Annotated in this window: 18 protein-coding genes (1 of these 18 only partly in view); 12 read left to right on the top strand and 6 right to left on the bottom strand. The window is 70.5% G+C overall.

Going from position 1 to position 16,557, the window contains the following annotated elements; genetic code table 11:
• The 3 genes from Q7X29_RS11405 to Q7X29_RS11395 form a co-directional block, all read left to right on the top strand.
• A protein-coding gene (locus Q7X29_RS11405; RefSeq protein ID WP_316574025.1) for a SanA/YdcF family protein crosses the window boundary here: on the top strand, nt 1–519 show its 3' portion. It extends 105 nt beyond the left edge of the window; the window shows 519 of its 624 coding nt (coding positions 106–624); its start codon lies beyond the left edge, outside the window; the stop codon is at nt 517–519.
• A 164-nt stretch (nt 520–683) separates the two neighbouring features.
• Entirely contained in the window at nt 684–938 is a 255-nt protein-coding gene (locus Q7X29_RS11400; protein ID WP_316574024.1) for a hypothetical protein, read from the top strand.
• Nucleotides 939–1,028: 90 nt separating this feature from the next.
• Nucleotides 1,029–4,349, top strand: coding sequence for a DEAD/DEAH box helicase (locus Q7X29_RS11395; RefSeq protein WP_316574023.1), 3,321 nt, complete (start codon nt 1,029–1,031; stop codon nt 4,347–4,349).
• Here the strand turns inward: Q7X29_RS11395 and Q7X29_RS11390 are convergent.
• A complete protein-coding gene (locus Q7X29_RS11390; RefSeq protein WP_316574022.1) occupies nt 4,331–5,389 on the bottom strand; it encodes a methyltransferase domain-containing protein in 1,059 nt (352 codons plus the stop codon). The genes Q7X29_RS11395 and Q7X29_RS11390 overlap by 19 nt on opposite strands.
• Nucleotides 5,390–5,556: 167 nt before the next feature.
• On the opposite strand from Q7X29_RS11390, the gene Q7X29_RS11385 reads away from it, so the two are divergent.
• A complete protein-coding gene (locus tag Q7X29_RS11385) occupies nt 5,557–5,877 on the top strand; it encodes a hypothetical protein (protein WP_316574021.1) in 321 nt (106 codons plus the stop codon).
• Between the two features lie 69 nt (nt 5,878–5,946).
• Here the strand turns inward: Q7X29_RS11385 and Q7X29_RS11380 are convergent, their stop codons facing one another.
• Nucleotides 5,947–6,402, bottom strand: coding sequence for a PTS sugar transporter subunit IIA (locus Q7X29_RS11380; protein ID WP_218721808.1), 456 nt, complete (start codon nt 6,400–6,402; stop codon nt 5,947–5,949).
• Complete coding sequence (locus tag Q7X29_RS11375; RefSeq protein WP_218721810.1) at nt 6,399–6,629, bottom strand: glucose PTS transporter subunit EIIB; 231 nt, start codon at nt 6,627–6,629, stop codon at nt 6,399–6,401. The genes Q7X29_RS11380 and Q7X29_RS11375 overlap by 4 nt, the downstream gene beginning before the upstream one ends.
• A 227-nt stretch (nt 6,630–6,856) precedes the next feature.
• Between Q7X29_RS11375 and Q7X29_RS11370 the strand changes: the two genes are divergently transcribed.
• From Q7X29_RS11370 to Q7X29_RS11345, 6 genes are all read left to right on the top strand, one after another.
• Nucleotides 6,857–8,203: a PTS transporter subunit EIIC gene (locus Q7X29_RS11370; protein WP_218721811.1), complete on the top strand. Its 1,347-nt coding sequence runs from the start codon at nt 6,857–6,859 to the stop codon at nt 8,201–8,203.
• A gap of 4 nt (nt 8,204–8,207) precedes the next feature.
• On the top strand, nt 8,208–8,468 hold the full coding sequence (locus Q7X29_RS11365; protein ID WP_218721813.1) for an HPr family phosphocarrier protein: 261 nt from the start codon (nt 8,208–8,210) through the stop codon (nt 8,466–8,468).
• On the top strand, nt 8,468–10,132 hold the full coding sequence (gene ptsP / locus Q7X29_RS11360) for a phosphoenolpyruvate--protein phosphotransferase (protein ID WP_218721814.1): 1,665 nt from the start codon (nt 8,468–8,470) through the stop codon (nt 10,130–10,132). The genes Q7X29_RS11365 and ptsP overlap by 1 nt, the downstream gene beginning before the upstream one ends.
• 208 nt (nt 10,133–10,340) lie before the next feature.
• Entirely contained in the window at nt 10,341–11,495 is a 1,155-nt protein-coding gene (locus Q7X29_RS11355) for an N-acetylglucosamine-6-phosphate deacetylase (protein WP_316574020.1), read from the top strand.
• The gene (gene nagB / locus Q7X29_RS11350; RefSeq protein WP_218721818.1) at nt 11,495–12,274 is read left to right on the top strand and encodes a glucosamine-6-phosphate deaminase; all 780 of its coding nucleotides are present in this window, start codon (nt 11,495–11,497) and stop codon (nt 12,272–12,274) included. The genes Q7X29_RS11355 and nagB overlap by 1 nt, the downstream gene beginning before the upstream one ends.
• A 1-nt stretch (nt 12,275) precedes the next feature.
• Complete coding sequence (locus Q7X29_RS11345) at nt 12,276–13,007, top strand: copper homeostasis protein CutC (RefSeq protein ID WP_316574019.1); 732 nt, start codon at nt 12,276–12,278, stop codon at nt 13,005–13,007.
• A gap of 115 nt (nt 13,008–13,122) precedes the next feature.
• Here the strand turns inward: Q7X29_RS11345 and Q7X29_RS11340 are convergent, their stop codons facing one another.
• Nucleotides 13,123–13,764 (bottom strand): HD domain-containing protein, encoded by a 642-nt coding sequence (locus tag Q7X29_RS11340; protein ID WP_218721821.1) that lies wholly within the window; start codon nt 13,762–13,764, stop codon nt 13,123–13,125.
• Nucleotides 13,765–13,826: 62 nt separating this feature from the next.
• Nucleotides 13,827–14,483: a class I SAM-dependent methyltransferase gene (locus Q7X29_RS11335; RefSeq protein ID WP_255588699.1), complete on the bottom strand. Its 657-nt coding sequence runs from the start codon at nt 14,481–14,483 to the stop codon at nt 13,827–13,829.
• Nucleotides 14,484–14,583: 100 nt separating this feature from the next.
• Here Q7X29_RS11335 and Q7X29_RS11330 point away from each other — a divergent pair, with 100 nt between their 5' ends.
• Nucleotides 14,584–15,165 carry a TetR/AcrR family transcriptional regulator gene (locus Q7X29_RS11330; protein WP_316574018.1) on the top strand — a complete coding sequence of 194 codons (582 nt, stop codon included), beginning with the start codon at nt 14,584–14,586 and terminating at the stop codon, nt 15,163–15,165.
• Here Q7X29_RS11330 and Q7X29_RS11325 read toward each other — a convergent pair.
• A complete protein-coding gene (locus tag Q7X29_RS11325; RefSeq protein WP_218721825.1) occupies nt 15,098–15,394 on the bottom strand; it encodes a hypothetical protein in 297 nt (98 codons plus the stop codon). The genes Q7X29_RS11330 and Q7X29_RS11325 overlap by 68 nt on opposite strands.
• A 172-nt stretch (nt 15,395–15,566) precedes the next feature.
• Between Q7X29_RS11325 and Q7X29_RS11320 the strand changes: the two genes are divergently transcribed.
• Nucleotides 15,567–16,502 (top strand): NAD(P)H-dependent flavin oxidoreductase, encoded by a 936-nt coding sequence (locus tag Q7X29_RS11320; protein ID WP_316574035.1) that lies wholly within the window; start codon nt 15,567–15,569, stop codon nt 16,500–16,502.
• The last annotated feature ends 55 nt before the right edge of the window (nt 16,503–16,557 follow it).

Here is a 16,557-nt window from a genome sequence, read left to right as displayed (position 1 = left end):
GCGATGTGGGTCTTGTCGTCCGGGCATCGCAGTGACGTGGGCGGGGCGGTGGGGGCGCCGGTGGTGATCGTGCCCGGGGCGAAGGTCGCGGAGGACGGGACGCCGATGGCCTATCTCCAGGGGCGGTTGGATGTCGCGATCGAGTTGGTGGCGGCGGGGAAGGCCGGGCAGATCCTGTTGTCGGGGGACGCGGGTGGGAGCTCCGGGGACGAGATCGCCTCGATGACGCGGTATCTGCTCGAGCACGGGATCGATCCGGCGATCGTGAAGGCCGATGGGGAGGGACTGTCGACGCGGGAGACCTGTGAGCGGGCGCGGTCGATGTTCGGGATCGAGCGGGCGATCATCGTGAGTCAGTATCAGCATCTGCCGCGGGCGGTGGCGTTGTGCCGGGCGGCGGGGATCGAGGCCGACGGAGTGGTCGCGTATTGCGATTGCCGGCGCAGTACCGAGGTGCGCAACAACGTCAGGGAGTGGCTTGCCGCGCCCAAGGCGGTCGCGGAGATGGTGTTGCGCTGAGGCGTCGTGCCGGGTCGGGGTGCGGTTGGCGAGGAATGGGCGGCGATGCAATTTCGAGGACGACGTTTCCTCGGCGAAGGATCGGTCAACCCTGTCGGTCGGTCCGGGAGCTGCGCGGACCGATTCCGATCATCGCGCTGATCAGCGCTTTTCAGGAGGACATTGTGCGAATCGTCAAGGCGGTAGCGGTCGGTCTGGCTGTTGCGGCCGCCACAGTCGTGGGGGCGGGCTCGGCCGCCGCGGAGCCGGAGCAGAAGGAGAACATCTACATCGACGTGTCGGTGCTCGGGTGCTCGGTCGGTGCCGGGCTGGGTGGTGACGTGCTCGTCGCGCTGGGCGGCGGCGGTGGGTCGAGCGCGCTGGTGAACTCGTCGCTGGCGGCGCGGCTGCGGGCCGCCGGCTGCCTGCCGCGACTGTAGGACCTGCGCCGATGGTCTCGCCACGCGCGGCGAGACCATCGGGGTGCCGTGCTCGGGGAATCGCGATCGCGTACCGTGATCGGGGTTGTCATGATGGCCGACGGAATGGGGTGCATCGTGGGCGGATCCGAGCACGCCGCGCGGCTCGTACGTTTCTGGCAGACCGTGGAGTTGTTCGGTCCGCAGCGGGTTCCCGAGGTCGGGGCGCTGCCCGAGGACGGACTCGTGGTCGAGCCGGCGGCCGACGATCTCGCGCCGTGGGAAGACCTGGCCGCGCTTCCGCCGCTGAAGGCGGGGCGAGTGTGGCAGTTCGTGGTGTACGGCGGACTGTTCGGAATCGGGCGGGCGCGGGAGGCGCTGGTTCGGGCGTTCGGGGAGGACCGGCTCGAAGCCGATGCCCGGCGTGCCGGTACCACTGCCGCTTTCGCGGTGACACTGACCGAGGACGGGGTGGTCGTCGGTGGTTCGGCGAGCCTGTCGGGGCTGGCCTGGGCGGTGAATCGGTTGCGGTCGCCCGGTCCGGCGGACAGTGGCTGGGCCGAGGGGTTCGAGCATGATTCGGCCGCGTTCACGGCGGCCTTCGATACGTTGACCCGCGAAGCCGCGGCCGCCGATCCCGAACAGGTCCAGCACTCGCCCCGGTGGCGGGCGCTGGACGTGGTCGGTCGTGGTGTCGGGGCTTCGCTGATCGCGGCGGGCGCGGACGGGGTCATCTCCCCCGGGCTCGCCGGCATGTCGGCGCTGGCCTTCGCCGAGCGACTGTTACCCCGGGACCCGGAGGAACCGGCCGAGGCGCCGCGGCTCACCGGGCGGGATCTACAGACGTTCACCGGCGAACTGTGTGGGGCGCTGGGGATTCGGTCGGAATTGCGCGCGGGTGGCGTGCGCGTCGCGTGTGTGCAGGTGGCGGCGCGCGACAGTGTCCCCGGCGAGGATCGGCTGAACAGCGGTTTGCGCGCGGACCTCGCCACGCTGGCGGCGGCCGTCGAGCGCGGCGATGTCGGTGCCGCGCTGCAGGACTATCTCGCGGCCACCGAGACGCTGCCCGTCGATGAACGCATCGATGTCCGCGAGCGCCAGGACGTGGTGGTCGAAGGGCTGCTCCCACATCTGGTTCCGGACGGCCGCTGGCCGGGTGATCCGCTGGTGTCGGGACAGCAGTTCGCGGTCGATCAGGCGCTGGCCGGATTGCGTGACAGTGCGGGGATTTTCGCGGTGCACGGCGCGCCGGGGACCGGCACGACGACGATGCTGCGCGATCTGCTGGCGGCGATCGTGGTGGAGCGGGCGGCGCAGCTGGCCTCGTTCGACAATCCGCTCGACGTGTTCACCGGGATCACCGAGCAGGTGCAGGTCGCGAAGAACTACACGGTGGGCGCGCAACGGCTGGCGTCGAATGTCACCGGGTTCGAGGTGGTGCTGACGACGGGCAGCGAGGAAGCCGCGGCCGACGTCGTCACCGAGATCCAGCGCCGCGACGCCATCGATCGCGAGTTCGACCATTTCACCGAGCTGGCCGATCTCGTCGGCGACGAACCCGCGTGGGGTCTGGTCGCCGCGGCGCTCGGCGATCAGCGGCGGAGCTTCGGCGAGCGGTTCTGGTTCGGCGACCGGTTCGCCACCGAGCACTTCTCCGGGTCGACGGCCGGCGGCATGCTCGACCTTCTCAAACAGGCCGAGGCCGACCCGGATTCGATCCCGGACTGGTCGACGGCGGTGCTGGATTTCGCCAATCGGCGCGCCGAGGTGCGCAGGCTCGCCCAGGAACGTCAGGACGTCGCCGACGCGGTGGCCGAACTCCCCGACATGCACGAGCAGCTGCGCTCGATCGCGGCGGAGATCGCCAATGCCGATACCGCGCACGCGCATTGGCGAGAGCGGCATCAGCTGGCCACCGAGCATCTGCGGGCGGCGCAGGCCACCCAGCATCGGGTCGGCAAGTTGCTCGCTGAGCACGGTGGGCAGAAGCCGGGGTTCGCGGCGTCGGCGTCGACCGGGTTCAGCGCGGGTCGGCGCTGGAGTGCCCGCAGCAACGAGCTGCTGCGCGAGCGGCATATCGCCGAATCGGAGATGCGACGGCGGCAGACCGAGGTCGAGTACACGCGGGCGCAGTGGGCGGAGGCGGCCGAGCACGGGCGCGCGCTCATCCGGGCGCATCGGGAGCTGACCGCGCGACGCGAGGTGGCGCTGGAGATCATCGAGCGAGCGCGCGAGAACTGGGCCGATACCATCCCGTTCGGCGATGCCGCCGGGGACGACGAACGGTTCCAGCTGTGCAATCCGTGGGCCGACGAGCAGTACGCGACGGCGCGCCGTGAGCTGTTCCTGTCGGCGTTGCGGCTGCATCGGGCGTTCCTGCTCGACGCGGCGCCGCGGGTGCGCGACAACCTGATCGTCGCGATCGCGCTGATCCGGGGTGAGCTGGCCGAGGCGCCGAAGCCGGAAACCGTCGCCGCCGCCTGGCAGACGCTGTTCTTGGCGGTGCCGCTGGTGGTCACGACGTTCACGGCCGCGCCGCGGTTGTTCGAGGGGCTCGGGCGGGAGGCGCTGGGCTGGTTGTTCGTCGATGATGCCGGGCAGGCCGCGCCGCAGTCGGTGGCCGGAGGGCTGTGGCGGGCGCGGCGGGCGGTGATCGTGGGTGATCATCGTCAGCTGGGGCCGATGGAGACATTGCCGACCTCGGCGCAGGAGGCGCTGGTGCGGCAGTTCGGGCTCGACGCGGAGTGGATGCCGGATCTGGCGTCGGCGCGGCGGGCGGCCGATCGCGGGGTGCGGTTCGGAACGTGGCTGACGCCCGCCGACGCCGCCGAACCGGTGTGGGTCGGGGCACCGTTGCGGGTACATCGGCGCAGTGACCTGCCGATCTTCGAGCTGACGCATCGGATCGCCTACGACGAGGATCTGCTGATCTTCGGGACGCCGGAACGGCCGGAGTTCCCCGGGCAGGATCGGTGGATCGATGTGCGATCGGCCCGGGCGGAAGGGAATTGGATTCCCGGGGAGGGCGAGGCGCTGGCCGAGTTGCTCGCCCAGCTGACCGAGGACGGGGTGTCGCCCGGCGATATCCGAGTGGTCAGCCCGTTCCGGGATGTCGCGCGCGGGGCGCGGGAGGTCGCGCGGGAGGTGCTCGGGCCGGAGTTCGCCGCGCATCAGGTGGGAACCGTCCATGCGATGCACGGGAATTCGGCCGAGGTGGTCGTGCTGATTCTCGGGACCTCGCCCGCCGCGGGTGGGTCGCGGCGCTGGGCGGCGATGAATCCGAATGTGCTCAATGCGGCGGTGTCGCGGGCGCGGCGGCGAGTGTATGTGATCGGAAACTACCGATTGTGGAGCAGCCAGCGGTATTTCGACGCGCTGGCCGCGCAGTGGACGGTGCAGGACGAGCCGGTGCGTCAGACGGTCAGCCGGTAGAAGCGCCAGAACCCGAAGTCCTCGATCGGGAGGACGTCGACAGCGGCGAAGCCCGCCCGCTCGGCGTACTCGGTCAGTTTCGCGGTGCGCAGGACGGTGCCGGTGCCCGCCGAACCGGGGTGGGCCATGCCGTCGGGCAGGCAGATCAGCAGGCTGAAGCCGTACATCAGGCGGTCGACATCGCCGGCCGGTGCGGTGAATTCCGCGTCGACGGCTTCGTCCATGACGATCACGACGCCGCCGGGCCGCAGGGCCTTGCGCATCGCGGTGAGGATCTCGACGGGGTGGGGCATGTCGTGCAGGCATTCGAAGGCGAACACCGCGTCGAACGTGGCTTCGGGCAGGTCGGTCGCGGCGTCGCCGTGGTGGAAGCGGACGCGGTCGCCGAGGTCGGCGGCATTGTCGCGGGCCATCACGACCGAGGGTTCGTCGATGTCGTAGCCGTCGACCCGCAGTTCCGGGTAGGCGCGGGCCAGCGCGATGGACGACCAGCCGCCGCCGGAGCCCACATCGGCGACGCGGGCGTCCTGGCCTGCGAGTCTCGCGTGCACATCCGGCACGCCGGCCAGGTCGATGGCGAGACGGTGCTCGAACCACGGGCGGTTCATGTCGGACTGCGATTCGCGCATGTCCACGCCGTATTCGGACCAGCCGACGCCCCCGCCCTCGCGGTAGGCGCGGATCAGGCCGGGCAGCTGGACCGCGGCACCGGCCAGCATTCTGGCCAGCGGCGCGAGGTAGTTCAGGCTGCTGGGATCGGTGAGGACTTCGGCGGGACCGGCGGGGRGGGTGAAGCGGCCGTCGCCGTCGACGGTCAGCACACCGGTCGCGGCCTGCTGCTCGAGCCATTCCCTGGCGTAGCGCAGGTCGCCGCCGGCGCGCGCGGTCAGTTCGACGGCGTCGGCGGGACCGTGCTCGGCCAGTGCCCGATACCAGCCGAGCCGGTCGCCGAGGTGCACCGCGAGGATGTCGACGGCGCCGAGTGCCGCGCCGAACAGCCGGTCGGCGAACTGCTCACTGGTCTGCTCCGTTGCGGCCACGTCGATCCTCCCTGGCTGTGTCACGGACCGATCGGCCCGCTGTAGCGAAGTACGTGGCGGCGCGGCCCGTGGTTCACTCCGGAGTCAACGATTCGGTCTCCGACCGGCTGGTTGCGCGGAGTTTGCGGGAGACTGGCCGATGCGTGTGTCGAATGATCGGAGTAGTCATGAGAACAGCCGCCGTCCTCGGATCGACCGCTGGCGCCGCGATCGCCGTCGTCCTCGCCCTGCCCGTGGAAGCCGGTGCCGATCCGGTCACCGACTTTTTGTGCAACAGCGGGTCCAGCCAGTTCTGTCCGCCGCCCCCGCCGCCACCCGGCGGGGACTGTCATCCGTCGTATGACCCGTGCGTGCCGTTCGCCGCCGACGTCGACTGCGCGGGCGGCGACGGGAACGGTCCCGCGTACACGGGACGGGTTCGGGTGATCGGGCCGGACGAGTACGGGCTCGACACCGACAACGATGGGATCGGCTGCGAGACCAGCTGACGCGCGGGGCGGCGTCGTGCCGCAGGCCGGTAGCCTGCCCGCGCACGCGCCGCGCGTCAGCTGGGTCTGCTACGGCGAATCGAACAGCAGGACACCGGAATCCACCTCGGTGCCGACGGCGTCGCTGACGATCGAGTCCTTCGGGGAGTCCATCACGACGATCGGGCAGATCGGGGAATTGCCGGTGGCGGCGATCTCGGTGGGGTCGAAGGTGACGATCGGGGCGCCTGCCTCGACCTCGTCGCCTTCGGCGGCCAGCAGGCCGAAGCCTTCGCCCTTCAGCTTCACCGTGTCGATGCCCAGGTGGACGAGGACGCCGACGCCGCTGCCCAGGATGACGAAGGCGTGCGGGTGGAGTTTGAGGATCTTGCCCGCGATGGGGGCGGTGACCGTGAGGGTGCCGCGGGTGCGGTCGGGGTCGATCGCCACGCCCGAGCCGACGATCTGACCGGCGAAGACCGGGTCGGGGACGTCGGCCAAGGAGACGACCTTGCCCGCGAGCGGAGCGAGGACGGGCACGCTCACAGGATGTCCTCGATGTCCTCGGCGAGGGTGTCGGCTTCGGGGCCGACGACGACCTGCACGACCGAGCCGGCCTTGAGGACGCCGTGCGCGCCCGCGGCCTTGAGGGCGGCTTCGTCGACCTTGCTGCCGTCCTTCACCTCGGTGCGCAACCGGGTGATGCAGGCCTCGATCTCGACGATGTTGTCCGCGCCACCCAGACCCTTGACGATCGCTTCCGCTTTGGACATGTGTTCTCCCTTTCCGCGGTGGTTGCCGGTTCCAGTATGGGAGCCTCGAATGTGCGCCACGTCATATTTCGCGGTTGACATCCGACAGCCACCTGGTCAAACTTACAACTGGTTATGACCGGACAGTACCCGTCAGGGTCACCGGTTCACAACAGTTAACCCGGACCGACTCCCAAGTCCGTTCGGCTCGCCGAGACCGCCGGAAACCCGGCACGAAGAAGGTCGACATGACTGCCGTTACCGACAGCCCCAAGCAAGAATCGAAGGTGTTCGCGGGTTTGCAGCGCCTGGGTCGCAGCCTCATGCTGCCGATCGCGGTGCTCCCCGCGGCGGGCATCCTGCTGCGCCTCGGCCAGGCCGATCTCCTCGGCCGGTTCTCCGCGCTGGAGAGCACCGCGTCGGTCATCTCGGCGGCCGGTCAAGCCGTGTTCACCTGGCTGCCACTGATCTTCGCCGTCGGCATCGCGATCGGCTGGGCCAAGAAGGCCGACGGATCGACGGCGCTGGCCGCGGTGGTCGGCTACATGGTGATCAACGGCGTGTTCGAGGCGATGTCCCCGATCGTGCTGGAGGGCAAGACCGATCCGAAGGGCGCGCAGGCGCTGATCAACTACGGCGTCCTCGGCGGCATCGTGATGGGTCTGCTCTCGGCGATCCTGTGGCAGCGGTTCTATCGCACGAAACTGCCGGATTTCCTGGGCTTCTTCAACGGTCGGCGGCTGGTGCCGATCCTGACCGCGATCACCGGTCTGGTCGTCGGTGTCGGCATGTCGTTCCTCTACCCGGCGTTCAACTCCGCGCTCACCTGGGTGGGCGAGACGGTCGCCGACAACACCGTCATCGGTGGCGGCATCTACGGTGCGGCCAACCGGCTGCTCATCCCGACCGGCCTGCACCACATCCTGAACTCGACCGTGTGGTTCCTCGTCGGCGATTACACCGACGCCTCCGGCCAGCTCGTGCGCGGCGACCTCAACCGGTTCTTCGCCGGCGACCCGACCGCGGGCACCTTCATGACCGGCTTCTTCCCGATCATGATGTTCGCGCTGCCCGCCGCCGCGCTGGCGATCTGGCACAACGCGCGCCCGTCGCAGAAGAAGCTGGTCGGCGGCATCATGCTCTCGACCGGTCTGACCGCGTTCGTCACCGGCATCACCGAGCCGCTGGAGTTCTCGTTCATGTTCGTGGCGTGGCCGCTGTATGTGGTGCACGCGATCCTGACCGGCACCTCGATGGCGCTGGTGAACGCGCTGGGCATCCACGACGGATTCACGTTCTCGGCGGGCGCGATCGACTATCTGCTGAACTTCGGCAAGGCGACCGACGCGTGGCTGCTGATCCCGATCGGCCTGGGCTACGCGGTGATCTACTACGTGCTGTTCAGCTTCGTGATCAAGAAGTGGAACCTGCGCACGCCCGGCCGCGAAGCCGAGACCGATGTCGAGGTGGGCGCGCCCGATGTCGCCACGGCCGAAGCCGAGGCGGCGCTGGAGGCGACCGGAGATACTCGCACCGACGCGCCGTTGGTCGCCGAAGTCGAATCGAAGCTGGACAAGAAATTGGAAGGTGAGTGAGGACATGACCACCCGCACAGTCGTCGTCGGATCCCAGGTGGGGCTCCATGCCCGGCCCGCAGCGAAATTCACCCAGGCCGTGCAGGCCACCGGAGTACCGGTGCGGATCTCGCTGGGAGCGGGCGAACCGGTCGACGCGGCCAGCGTGCTCGCCGTCATGACCCTGGGCGCCGGCCACGGCGCCGAGGTGACCCTGCACGCCGACGACGACGCGGTGCTCGACAGCCTGGCCGCGCTGGTGGCCTCGGATCTGGACGCCGCCTGATGGGCGAACAGGTGATTCGCGGCCTCGGCGTGAGCCCCGGCGTGGTGTGCGCGCCGTGGCTGCGGTTCGGTTCGCAGCTGGCGACCTCGGCGCAGGATCCGGTCGGCGGCTCGGTCGAGGACGAGATGGTCCGGGTCAAGGCGGCGCTCGGCGGTGTGGCCGACGAGATGCAGGCCAGGGCCGGTCGGGTGACCGGCGTCGCGGCGGAGATCTTGTCGATGTCGGCGACGATGGCCCGCGACCCTGGCATCGTCGCCGCCACCGAGAAGCAGCTGACCGACGGGATGCCGACGGCGCACGCGGTGCACCTGGCGTTCGAGGGTTTCTGCGCCAAGCTCGAGGCGCTCGGCGGGTACATGGCCGAGCGCGCGACCGACCTGCGCGATATCGGCGGGCGCACCGTCGCGGTGCTGCTCGGGGAACCGATGCCGGGCATTCCGGAGCCCGGCCATCCGTTCGTCCTGGTCGCCCGGGATCTCGCGCCCGCCGATACCGCGATGCTCGGTGACAGCGAGGTGGTCGGGCTGCTGACCACCGAGGGCGGGCCGACCAGTCACACCGCGATTCTCGCGAAGTCGCTGGGGCTGCCCGCGGTGGTGAACTGTCCCGACACCGACCGGCTGATCGAGGACGCGCCGGTCCTGCTCGACGGCAGCACCGGGGATGTCGTGATCGATCCGAGTCCGCTGCGGCAGCAGGCCGCGATCGAGCAGGCGGCGGCCGACGCGGCGCGGCTGGCGGCGGCCAGCGGGCCGGGGCATACCGCCGACGGGACGCCGGTGCAGCTGCTGGTGAACATCGGGACCGTCGACGACGCCGAGAAGGCGGGCCCCGTCGACAGCGAAGGCGTCGGGCTGTTCCGTACCGAGTTCATGTATCTCGGCAAGGCGACGGCGCCGAGCCTGGACGAGCAGATCGCCTCCTACACCACGGTTCTCGAAGCATTCGCCGGTCGCAAGGTCGTGGTCCGCACGCTCGACGCGGGCTCGGACAAGCCGCTGCCGTTCCTCGATCTGGGGACCGAGGAGAACCCCGCGCTGGGTGTGCGCGGGCTGCGGATCGGGACGGTGTTCCCCGATACCCTGGCCACCCAGCTCACCGCACTGGCCAGGGCGGGCGAGGCCACCGGAGCGGACCTGTGGGTGATGGCGCCGATGGTCGCCACCGCCGACGAGGCCGCCGGATTCGCCGCGCTCGCCAGGGAATCGGGGCTGCGCAAGGTCGGCGCGATGATCGAGATTCCGGCGGCGGCACTGCGGGCGGCCGATCTGCTGGCGCATCTGGACTTCGTCAGCATCGGGACCAACGATCTCAGCCAGTACACCTGCGCGGTCGATCGGATGGCGGGTGGGCTCGCCCATCTGCTCGATCCGTGGCAGCCCGCGGTGCTCGATCTGATCGCGATGGTCGGCGCGGCGGGGACGGCCGCCGGGAAGTCGGTCGGCGTGTGTGGCGAGGCGGCGTCGGATCCGACGCTGGCGCCGGTGCTGGTCGGGCTCGGGGTGACGAGCCTGTCGATGTCGGTGCCCGCGTTGCCCGGGGTGCGGGCGGCGTTGTCGGCGGTGGATATCGAGACCTGCCGCGACGCCGCCGATGCCGCGTGCGCGGCCCGGAATCCGCAGGTGGCGCGCGAGGCGGTCGCGGCGATCGTCGGGCGGGCATGAATCGGAGGACGGTGTGGGCGGTCCGGCCGGTGGTCGGGCCGTCGCACGATGGGTGTGTGCGGGGCCATTTTGTGGGCCCCTTCGTTGCCACCGCGCAGCGACCAACCGGCCTCAGGCAACAGCCGGTGCGGGCAGCCGACCAGCCTCAGCGGGCAGCACACGCAACCGACCACAGGCAGCGGGCGGCGCGGTGAGCGCACGAGGTGTCGTGCGGGGACGGCTTGTCGGGACGCCCGGCGGTGAGATCGCCGACGGGGTGGTCGAATTCGCGGACGGCCGGATCACCTGGGTGGGTGGGGCTGCGGATCATCCTGCGGCGGGGCAACTTCCCTCGGCGGGTGACGAGCTGGTGCTGCCGGGCCTGATCGACGTGCACTGCCATGGTGGTGGCGGATTCGGATTCCCCAACGCCGATACGAAGGGTGCGCGGGTCGCGGCGGCGAATCACCGCGGTCAGGGGACGACCGGGTTGCTCGGGAGTTTGGTGTCCGCGCAGCCGGAGGTGTTGCTTCGGCAGGCGGAGCTGCTCGCCGATCTCGTGGATGACGGCGTCCTGCTCGGGATTCACCTGGAGGGGCCGTTCCTCAACGCATGCCGTTGTGGCGCACAGGATCCCGCGGCGATCATTCCCGGTGATCCCACGTTGTTCGAGCGGATCTATGCGGCGTCGCGCGGCACCGTCCGATCGATGACGCTGGCGCCGGAGACTGCGCACTTCGCAGAACTACTCGCGGCCATGCGCCGCAACGATGTGCTGCCCAGTCTCGGGCACACCGACGCCGACGCCGCGACGACGGCGGCGCGGATCGCGGACGCGACCGGTGGACCGATCACCGCGACGCACCTGTTCAACGGCATGCCGCCCCTGCACCACCGCTCCCCCGGCCCGGTCGCCGCCTGCCTGGCTGCCGCCGGTCGGGGCGAGATGGTGCTCGAATTGATCGCCGACGGCGTGCATCTGGCGCCCGAGACCGTGGCGATGGTGTTCGACACGGTCGGGCCCGAGCAGATCGCGCTGGTCTCCGACGCGATGGCGGCGGCCGGGCTCGGCGACGGTGACTATCCGCTGGGGGCGCTGGATGTGCGCGTGCGCGACGGCGTCGCCCGGCTCGCCACGGCGGACGGGACACCGGGCGCGATCGCGGGCGGGACCGCGCGGTTGCTCGATGTGCTGCGCTGGACGGTGCGGGAGGCGCGGATTCCGCTGGTCGTCGCCGTCACCGCCGCCACTCGCACACCTGCCAGGGTGCTCGGTCTGCACGACCGGGGCGTCCTCGCCGTCGGCATGCGCGCCGATCTTCTCGTCACCGATCAGTCATTGCAGCCGCGGCGGGTGTACGTCGCCGGAACGGAAGGAACCTGATGGAAATCGTCATCCGGGCGGACGAGCACGAGGTGGCCACCACGGTCGCCGATATCGTCGGCGGCTATGTGGAGCGCGGCAACGCGATCCTCGGCCTGGCCACCGGGTCGTCGCCGCTGGGCAGCTATCAGGAGCTGGCGCGACGGTATCGCGAGGGCGAACTCGACTTCTCGACGGCGAGCGCCTTCCTGCTCGACGAGTATGTCGGACTGCCGAAAGAGCATCCGCAGTCGTACTTCTCGGTGATCCGTTCCGAATTCGTCGATCACGTGAATCTCGATCCGGCGCGGGTACTCAGTCCGAACGGCGAGGCGGGGGACATCGCGGGCGAGGGCAGGCGCTACGACGCCGCCATCGCCGCGGCGGGCGGGGTCGACGTGCAATTGCTCGGCATCGGCACCGACGGGCACATCGGCTTCAACGAACCCGGCTCGGCGCTCACCTCGCGCACCCGGGTGAAGACGCTCACCGAACAGACCCGCAAGGACAACGCCCGCTTCTTCGACGGGCCCGACGACGTGCCGCACCATGTCCTCACCCAGGGTCTCGGCACGATCGGCGAGGCCGGGCACCTGGTGATGATCGCGCTCGGCGCGGGCAAGGCCGACGCCATCGCCGCCGCCGCGGAGGGGCCGCTGTCCGCCTTCTGCCCGGCCTCGGTCATGCAGTGGCACCGGCACGTCACCGTGGTGATCGACGAGGCCGCCGCGAGCAAGCTGAAGCTGGCCGACTACTACAAGTACGCGCTGGCGAACAAACCTGCCTGGCAGTCGTTCTGAGATGACCGCGCTCGAGTTCGCGGTGCAGGACGTGGCGGGTGCGGTCGGCGCCCGCCGGGTCGGCGCGGAGCGGGTGGAATTGTGCGCGGCGCTGGGTAGTACCGGTGGGCTGACGCCGAGCATCGGGATGATCGAGGCGGTCGTGTCCACCGGGATTCCGGTGCACGCGCTGATCCGCTGTCGGGCGGGCGGGTTCGTGTATTCCGAGGCCGAGGAGATCGCGGTGATGAACGCCGATGCGAAGGCGGCGGTGTCGGCCGGGGCGGCCGGGCTCGTCGTCGGGGCGCTCACGCCCGCGCACCGGGTCGACCTCGACGCGCTGGAACGCATCCTCGACGGCGTTCCGGTCGACAGCATCGAGCTCACCTTCCATCGGGCCATCGACCAGATCGGTGACCGGTCGGCGGCGATCGACCGCCTGATCGCGGCGGGCATGACCAGAGTCCTCAGCTCCGGCGGCGCGACGTGTTGCGCCGCCGGTCTCGACGAGCTCGCCGCCATGGTCGACCAGGCGGCGGGCCGACTCCAGATCATGGCCGGTGGCGGCATCACGGTGGCCGATATCCCCGCACTGCGTCGCATCGGCGTCGACGCGGTCCACCTCTCGGCCCGTCGCGTCGTCGCCGATGACGGTGGACCGGGCGGTGGGGGCACCACCGGCCACGAACAGCTGGACGAGAATCTCGCCGCAGCGGTCGCGACGCGGCTCCGCGACGCGGCGTCGGCGGGCTGATCTGTCATCCGGATCGGGCCGCGAGGACATCGGGCGACCGGTGGCGGCATCGACCACAGCAGCCGGATGTCGAGCCGCCACCGGCATCGCAGGGCCACCAGCCGGCGCAGCGACCTCAAGAACGTTCGGCGAGAATGAGTTCCGCTTCACCGGGGTTGCAGTCGAACGCCGCCTGCACTGCTGCGATGGCTTCGGCGTGCTCCCCGGCCGCGACCAGCCGGTCGATCTCGGCCCACTGGTCGGTCGGGGCGGCTACCGACAGGTCGAGTCGGCGTTCGAGGCGTTCCCACATGCGGGCCACCGTCGGGTCGTCGGTGAGCAGTTCGCCCAGGTGGGCTTTGAAGGTGGGGTGTTCGGTGCGGTACATGCCCATCCAGCTGCTGTCGGGCGGGCTGGCCTCGGCGTTGGCGGTGCGGTCGGCGAGTTTGAGGATCACCGCCGGCGGGTGGGCGGCGATCTTGGCGTAGGCGTTGAGGTTTCGGGCCTTGCGGTCGGGGCCGATGCCGGTGACGGCCCAGACCAAATCGAGAACCTCACGACCGAAACGGGATTCGACCTCCTCGGCGGTGACCGGGGTGTCCTCGATGACGTCGTGCAACCAGGCGGCGGTACCGACCGCGCCGTCGTAGCCGAAGTCGTCGAGGACGGCCCGCACCGCCGCGAGGTGGGTGATATACGGATGCTCGCCGTAGCGCTGGTCGCCGTGGGACTCGAGGGCGAACGCCCGCGCCTCGGATTCCCGCTGATCGAACTCCATATCGCACCCCCGTGCTCGATTCGGATCGTGACGAGATCGACCCTAGCCGAGGCCACCGACAATCAGCGCGGCTTCCTGGCGGTGAGGATGCCGGTCTGGTACTTGCTCTGCGTGTACTCGAGCTCGGTGAAACCGGCCGTTCCCAGCTGGTCGGTGTAGTGGCGGATGTCGGCATCGGCGAAGGGGTTGCCGCCGCCGAAGAACGGGGCGAGAATCCGGCGCGCCCGCGGGGTGAGCGAGGCGTCGGCCAGCAGCAACCGGCCGCCGGGGCGCAGGACCCGCCACATCTCGGTGATCGCGGCCGCGCGGTGCTGCGCGGGGATGTGGTGCATGACGAAAGTGCAGGTGACGACGTCGAATTCGCTGTCGGCGAAGGGGAGGTCCTGGGCGGGCGCCTGTTCGTAGCGGTGCTGCGCCGCGCGATCGCGCTGCCGATTGTCGGCGACGGCGATCGCCGAGGGGTCGACCCCGACCGCCGCACCGGACGCGCCGGTCACCGCACCCGAGGCGCGCACGAGTTTGCCCGGCCCGCAGCCGATATCGAGCGTGCGCTGCCCCGGCGCGATACCGGCCGCCGCGACGAACTCGGCCAGCAGGCGACGCTGCCTGCCGAGGAAGAACACCGTGGTGAACAGGTTGTACCGGCGCAGGCCCGCGATGACGATGCCGGTGTCGCTGTCCTCGACGAACATGGGGGTGAGAAGCTGGTTTCTTGACATGGGTCCATGGTCGGACGCGGCCACGGCGGCGACCAGGATCAGAATCGCCGGATCTGTCCGTTTCCGGACAGATCCGCGGAATCCGTCCCGTGGAGGAACGATGGCCGAGCACACCGATCGCCGGGTCCGCCGGACCAGGGACAACCTGCACCGCGCGCTGATCGAGCTGATGATCGAGCGCGGCTACGACCGGGTGACGGTCAGCGACGTCATCGAGCGCGCCGATGTCGGGCGCTCCACCTTCTACGCGCACTATCGCGACAAGGACGACCTGCTGCTGGTCAGCTGCACCGAGTATCTGCGCCGCGAGATCGCTCGCACCACCGTGCCGGGCTCACCGCTCGCACCGCTGCGGGTGATGTTCGCCCTCGCCGCGCGGTATCCGGAGGTCTACCGACCGTTGATCGGGCCGAAGGCGACCACGACGGTGCTGCACGCCTACCAACGGTGCGTGGCCGACCTGATCGGCGAACTGGTCGAGGAGCTGCCCGGCGACACCGTCGCGTTCCTGTCGTGGGGACTGGTCGGGTTCCTCGGCGCCGTGATCGAGCCGAACGATCCGGTCGCGCCGGCGACCGCCTGGCAGCGCTTCGAAACGCTGGCCCTGTACGGGCTCAGCGGCGGCCCAGGTCGGGCCACGGCGGCCGGCGCAGCAGGGTCAGCGCCGCGATCACGCCCGTGAGCAGGCCGATCCATTCGCCGAGCTGAGCGATCCGGTTGGTGTCGACCGCGGGCGTCCAGTGGGCGCGGCCGTCGTGGATGACGAACACGCCGACCGGACGGGCGGCTCGGCCGAATCCGCCGCCGCGGGCGACGGTGATCACGGTCGCGCCGTCGGCGGTCGGCACCGGGTCGCCGAAGATCATCGGCGGCGTCGTGACCGCCTGTTCGAGCCGGTCCCTGATCGTCATCCGAACCCCCGTCGGTCGTCGCGGCACTGCTGTCGAACATACGCGCCGGACGATGCGTTGCCCGGCGGTTCGCGAACGCCGTGCCCGGGAGCGTCGGGCGCTCTTGGCATGATGGGTGAGCCCAGCCACGACGAGAGGGGTTGCGCCCATGACCACCACACCGGAGCTCGACATCCTGGCGACATCGTGGTCGCGTTCGCTCGGCCTGCGCGTGCCGGTGGTGAACGCGCCGATGGGCGGGGCGGCGGGCGGACGGCTCGCGGCGGCGGTGACCGCGGCGGGCGGGCTCGGCATGATCGGAATGGGCAGCGCCGGATCGGTGGCCGCGCTGGAGCGTGAGCTCGCGCTCACCGGCGACGCGGCGTTCGGGATCGGGCTGGTCGACTGGGTGCGGCAGCGCGAGGCCGGACTGCTCGACGCCGCGATCGCCGCCGGACCCCGTGCCCTGTCGATCAGTTTCGGTACCGACTTCTCCTGGGTGCCGGTGGTACAAGACGCGGGGATTGTCGCGATCACCCAGGTCTACGACGTGCCGGGGGCGCATCGCGCACAGGATGCCGGGATCGACGTGCTGGTCGCGCGGGGGTGTGAGGGCGGCGGGCACGGTGCCGACCGGCTCGGGCTGCTGCCGCTGCTCGACGCCGTCCTCGACATCGCGACCGTGCCCGTGCTGGCGGCGGGCGGGATCGGTTCCGGGCGCACCCTGGCCGCGGTGCTGGCGGCGGGCGCGGCCGGGGCCTGGTTGGGAACGTGCCTGGCCGCGGCGGAGGAATCCCTGCTGCCCGAGAACGCGCGCCGCGCGATGCTCGCGGCCGATTCCACCCACACGGTGGTGACCACGGCCTTCGACGAGACGCTCGACCTGCCGTGGCCGCCGATCTATCCGGCGCGGGTGCTGCGCAACGACTTCACCGATCCGTGGTCACGCCCGGAACTCGACGAGACCCGGCCGGACGCGGACCTGCTGCGCGCGGCCATCGCCGTCGACGACGCGACCATCGCGCCGGTCGACGCGGGACAGGGCGTCGGGTTGATCACCCACATCGAGCCCGCGGCCGCGATCGTCGACCGACTCTGCCGGGACGCGGCCGCCTTGTTGCGGCGCTGAGGGTACCGCGGTCTTGCGCTCAGCGGCCACGACCACGGCTACGCCGAACTCCCCC

This window comes from Nocardia canadensis, from assembly GCF_032656385.1.
Taxonomy (GTDB): domain Bacteria; phylum Actinomycetota; class Actinomycetes; order Mycobacteriales; family Mycobacteriaceae; genus Nocardia; species Nocardia canadensis.
The sequence above is the reverse complement of the archived record's forward strand: the minus strand, read 5'-3'. Positions and strand labels throughout refer to the sequence as shown.

Bases quoted from the DNA above. Each gene is read 5' to 3' on its own strand.
- Q7X29_RS11375 (WP_218721810.1), bottom strand. From the start codon at position 6,629: ATGTCCAAAGCGGAAGCGATCGTCAAGGGTCTGGGTGGCGCGGACAAC.
- Q7X29_RS11395 (WP_316574023.1), top strand. From the start codon at position 1,029: ATGATGGCCGACGGAATGGGGTGCATCGTGGGCGGATCCGAGCACGCC.
- Q7X29_RS11385 (WP_316574021.1), top strand. From the start codon at position 5,557: ATGAGAACAGCCGCCGTCCTCGGATCGACCGCTGGCGCCGCGATCGCC.
- Q7X29_RS11330 (WP_316574018.1), top strand. From the start codon at position 14,584: ATGGCCGAGCACACCGATCGCCGGGTCCGCCGGACCAGGGACAACCTG.
- nagB (WP_218721818.1), top strand. From the start codon at position 11,495: ATGGAAATCGTCATCCGGGCGGACGAGCACGAGGTGGCCACCACGGTC.
- Q7X29_RS11325 (WP_218721825.1), bottom strand. From the start codon at position 15,394: ATGACGATCAGGGACCGGCTCGAACAGGCGGTCACGACGCCGCCGATG.
- Q7X29_RS11365 (WP_218721813.1), top strand. From the start codon at position 8,208: ATGACCACCCGCACAGTCGTCGTCGGATCCCAGGTGGGGCTCCATGCC.
- Q7X29_RS11345 (WP_316574019.1), top strand. From the start codon at position 12,276: ATGACCGCGCTCGAGTTCGCGGTGCAGGACGTGGCGGGTGCGGTCGGC.
- ptsP (WP_218721814.1), top strand. From the start codon at position 8,468: ATGGGCGAACAGGTGATTCGCGGCCTCGGCGTGAGCCCCGGCGTGGTG.
- Q7X29_RS11335 (WP_255588699.1), bottom strand. From the start codon at position 14,483: ATGTCAAGAAACCAGCTTCTCACCCCCATGTTCGTCGAGGACAGCGAC.
- Q7X29_RS11370 (WP_218721811.1), top strand. From the start codon at position 6,857: ATGACTGCCGTTACCGACAGCCCCAAGCAAGAATCGAAGGTGTTCGCG.
- Q7X29_RS11340 (WP_218721821.1), bottom strand. From the start codon at position 13,764: ATGGAGTTCGATCAGCGGGAATCCGAGGCGCGGGCGTTCGCCCTCGAG.